Source organism: Gluconacetobacter sp. (assembly GCF_047721585.1).
GTDB classification, from domain to species: domain Bacteria; phylum Pseudomonadota; class Alphaproteobacteria; order Acetobacterales; family Acetobacteraceae; genus Gluconacetobacter; species Gluconacetobacter dulcium.
The window spans coordinates 1-4191 of the sequence record NZ_JBDNXE010000206.1 but is presented as its reverse complement, the minus strand read 5'-3'; the positions used below and the strand labels follow the sequence as shown (position 1 = coordinate 4191).

The window sequence follows — 4191 nt, the reverse complement described above, 5'->3', positions numbered from 1 at the left end:
TGGGGTCGTTTGCGGGAGGGGGCGAAATCCTACGCTAAGGATTTAGGCCAGCGATATTCGCCGGTGAGGTTGATGTGTTCCCATCCCAGCGGTGAGACATGGGCAAGGAGATCAGGCGGGATGATGATGCCGTCCACGGCGCGTCTGTCCACGACCTCCCCGAGTTTCATGGTGTTCCAGAAGATGATGATGGCGGCGAGCAGGTTCATGCCGGCAATACGATAGTGCTGCCCTTCGCCTGAGCGGTCGCGTATCTCACCTCGACGATGGAAGCTGATGGCGCGCTTGAGGGCATGATGGGCCTCGCCCTTGTTGAGACCGATCTGAGCCTGGCGCTGGAGACCGGCGTCGAGAATCCAGTCGATCATGAACAGGGTGCGCTCGATGCGACCGATCTCCCGCAATGCGAGGGCCAGCTCATTCTGGCGCGGGTAGGAAGCGAGCTTGCGAAGAATCTGGCTGGGGGCGACGATGCCCGCTGCGATCGTTGCCGTGACGCGCAGGATGTCGGGCCAGTTGCGCTCGATGAGCGGTTCATTGATTTTGCCGCCAACCAGCGCTCGCACATTGGCGGGCGTCGCGTTGGGCGTGAAGGCATAGAGTCTTTTCTGAGAGAGATCTCGGATACGCGGTGCGAACCTGTAGCCGAGCAAGGAGCTGGCGGCGAACACATGATCGGTAAAGCCACCCGTGTCGGCAAAATGCTGGCGGACGCGGCGTCCTGCGTCATTCATGAGCAGCCCATCGAGTATATAAGGTGCCTCGCTGACCGTTGCCGGGATGACCTGGGTAGCGAAGGGTGCATATTGATCGGACACATGGCTGTATCCCTTGAGGCCTGGGACGTTGCCATATTTCGCGTTGATCAGATTCATCGCTTCGCCCTGCTCGGTAGCAAGGAAGAACTGCCCGTCGCTGGATGCGGATTTCCCTTGTCCCCAGAAGGCGGACATAGGCAGAGCGGCATGGGCTTCCACGATCATGGCGAGCGCCCGATCATAGGCGCTGCCTTCGACATGCCAGCGTGCGATCCGCAGCAATTCCCAGAAGCTGTGCGTATTGGTCGCCGCTGCCATCTTGCGTAGACCAAGATTGACGCCTTCCGCCAACAACACGTTCATCAGGCCGATCTGGTCGCGGCAAGGCACGCCAGTGCGCAGATGCGTGAAAGCCTCGGAGAATCCGGTTCGCTCATCGACTTCCAGCAACAAATCGGTGATCCTCGTGGACGGGAGCTGTTGATAGAGATCGAGTACGAGATCCTCAGTGCCTTCGGGTGTGTCAGCCTTCAGCTTGTCGATGTGCAGCTTGCCGTTCTCGATGATGCCGCCTGGGATCGTACCGGTTCGCGCCGCGCGGCCAAGCGCCTTCAGTTGTGTATCCAGTCGAGCCCTGCGCTCGGCAAGCCATTCGCCGGGTTGCAGCGGCACAGCGAACCGCGCGGTCTGCTCTATCGCCTGTGGCGGGACCAGGATCTGCTTGAGGTCGCCATAGCGGCGTGATTTTGCCAGCCATATGTCGCCGGACCGGAAAGCGTCGCGGATATGGAACAGCACCGCGATTTCCCAAAGTCGGTAGTCGCCGGCGGGCGCAGCGCGAAGATGGCGATGCCATTTGGAGTTGGGACGTAGAAAATCCATAGGAGGATCGGATTTGATCCCGCTCTGTAGCAGCGCGATAGCCGTCAGAAGAGGCTTGGCAATCGGCGCCGCCTGCATGTCGAGCAGGCGCAGCATCCTGGGCGCATAGAGGCGGAAGCGATGATAGCCGTCCAGCACACGGCTGAGCGGGTCGGCAGCGAGCACATTGGTCAACGCAGAGGCCGTGGCGACAAGGGTTCTGAACCGTTCCCAGCCTGGACCGGTGGTGATTATCCCGTCCAGGGATGCGCCATCGTCCTGCGCTCCAAGCAAAGCACCACCGATTTCAGCAAAAGATTTCAGCGTGTCCCGAACGGCCGCCTTTTCGTCGGCGATCTTGGTGCTGCAAAGGCGTTCGGAGACCCGATAGAGACGGCCTACGATGCGATCGTGGGTCTCCACGATGACATCAGCCAGAGATGACCGCCATTCCATGGTGCAGACAGCGAGGATTGCAAGCCGCCTGCCTTCGGGCAGATCGCGCATGCCGTCGGCGTAATAGCGCTCGCCCTGCCGGCGAAGGCGGGTCACACGATGCGCGGGAACGCCGTCCAGCAAATCTGCCGGAAGATCGAACTTGTGGAGATATTCCAGTCGATCCATCAGCCGATTGGCCGCCGCCGAATTTGCGCCAACTTCGAACTGTCGCAGCCATACGAAGCGGGTGATGCGACCATCCACCGTATTCTCTAACAGATGAGCCAAATTCTCGCTCAGGGCTGGTGTTATGCGATGGGCGATACGATCTTCGATCCTGCGTTCGGCCTTGACCAGTGCATCGGCACAAAGGCGCTCAATCGTTGAGAAACCGGGAAGGATTGTGCGGGTGCGGCGACACTCTGCAACGAAGCGACGGGCAAGATCCTCATTCGAGGTCGCCGCCTCGGCTTCCCGAGCGATCCAATCGCGCAAATCCCGTGCGCCCCGCCCCGAAAAGGAGCGATAGCCGTAGATCCGGCGTAGGTCCGCCAGATGCTCATGCCGGGTCTCCTCGCGCGCGGCATAGAGGAGTAGATCGTCACGGCTCAGCCCGAGCTGGGCCGCGATGAAATCCGATACCTGTGCCGGGATCAGCTCGCCAGGGGTGAGTACCCGGCCCGGGTAGCGCAGGACGCACAGTTGCAGCGCGAAGCCGAAACGGTTGTGGGCGCGCCGGCGCTGGCGGATATGCCCGAGATCCTCATCGCTAAGGGTATAGTGCCGCAGCAGATCACCTTGATCGACCGGTAAGTGAAACAGCGCCTCGCGCTGTCGATCGGTCAGGGTCACGCGACGCGGCATACATGCTCCTTATTCTTTCCAAGGTAAGGTTTGAGATAGTTTGATTGCGATGCTGGTTAAGATACACAATAGTGCAAGCTTATGTGCTCATGTTCGTCACCGCCTCAAACCAACGTTTAAGAAACATGCTGATCGGATATGCCCGCGTCTCCAAAGCCGATGGTTCCCAATCCCTCGACCTCCAGCACGACGCCCTGCGTGCTGCCGGTATCGAGCCAGGTAATATTTATGATGATCGTGCATCCGGTAGCCGCGATGATCGGCCCGGCTTAGCTGCATGCCTCAAATCCTTGCGCGACGGCGATGTGCTGGTGGTCTGGAAACTCGATCGCCTCGGGCGCTCGCTCGCCCACCTGGTCAACACCGTGAAGGATCTGTCAGACCGCAGGATCGGCCTGCGTGTGCTGACCGGAAAAGGCGCTCAGATCGACACCACGACCGCATCCGGCCGCATGGTGTTCGGTATCTTTGCCACTCTGGCCGAGTTCGAGCGGGATCTGATCCGCGAGCGCACCATGGCTGGCCTTGCCGCAGCCAGAGCGCGCGGACGAAAGGGAGGGCGAAAATTCGCCCTGACCAAAGCACAGGTGCGTCTCGCCCAGGCCGCCATGGCGCAGCGCGACACGTCTGTTTCCGATCTGTGCAAGGAACTCGGGATCGAGCGCGTCACTCTATACAGATATGTCGGACCGAAGGGCGAGCTCAGGGATTATGGGAAGCGCGTTCTCAGCTTAGCGTAGGATTTCGCCCCTTCCCGCAAACGACCCCCAGAAGTCACGGAACCCGAACCGGTCATGCCACCGCCCTGCCCATGCTGTGGTGGTCCGATGGTCGTCATCCCGATCCTTCCCCGCTGGTGCCAGCCCAGAGGACCGCCACGGACGACTGATCTGGCCGGGAGATCAGCATGATGATCGGCAGACATGACCCTATAACCCGATGCCTGCCGGAACCGTCTCGTTCCGGCGCACCGACAGGCTTACGTAAAACGCGAAAAAACGACGGAAAGCGCGCACCTGGCCCTGAAGATCCTGTCATCTTCATGTGTAGGATCAGCGGGAAACACCCTTTGTCGCGTCACGAATGTCGCCACGTGACCCCGCTCAGAGGCGCCTCAGGGCAGCGCCAGTTGCAAATTCCCCATAACTGAGTCTCGGTGTCGCGGGTTCGGTCTTCCCAGACTTTCGTACGCCTCGCGGCGCCCGAAACCCTTCAGGCAAACGGAATGTCTGCTTCCGGACAAAAGATGCAGAAAGCCGCCAGTTAATTC

The 4191-nt window shown here is 60.3% G+C and carries 2 protein-coding genes; one reads left to right on the top strand and one right to left on the bottom strand.

Annotated features, from left to right (window positions below; all coding sequences use genetic code 11):
* Positions 1-29: 29 nt before the first annotated feature.
* Positions 30-2921, bottom strand: a complete 2892-nt coding sequence (locus ABF821_RS20140) for a Tn3 family transposase (RefSeq protein WP_061507276.1) — start codon at positions 2919-2921, stop codon at positions 30-32.
* Positions 2922-3046: 125 nt separating this feature from the next.
* On the opposite strand from ABF821_RS20140, the gene ABF821_RS20135 reads away from it, so the two are divergent.
* A complete protein-coding gene (locus tag ABF821_RS20135) occupies positions 3047-3661 on the top strand; it encodes a recombinase family protein (protein ID WP_010512305.1) in 615 nt (204 codons plus the stop codon).
* Positions 3662-4191: the final 530 nt, after the last annotated feature.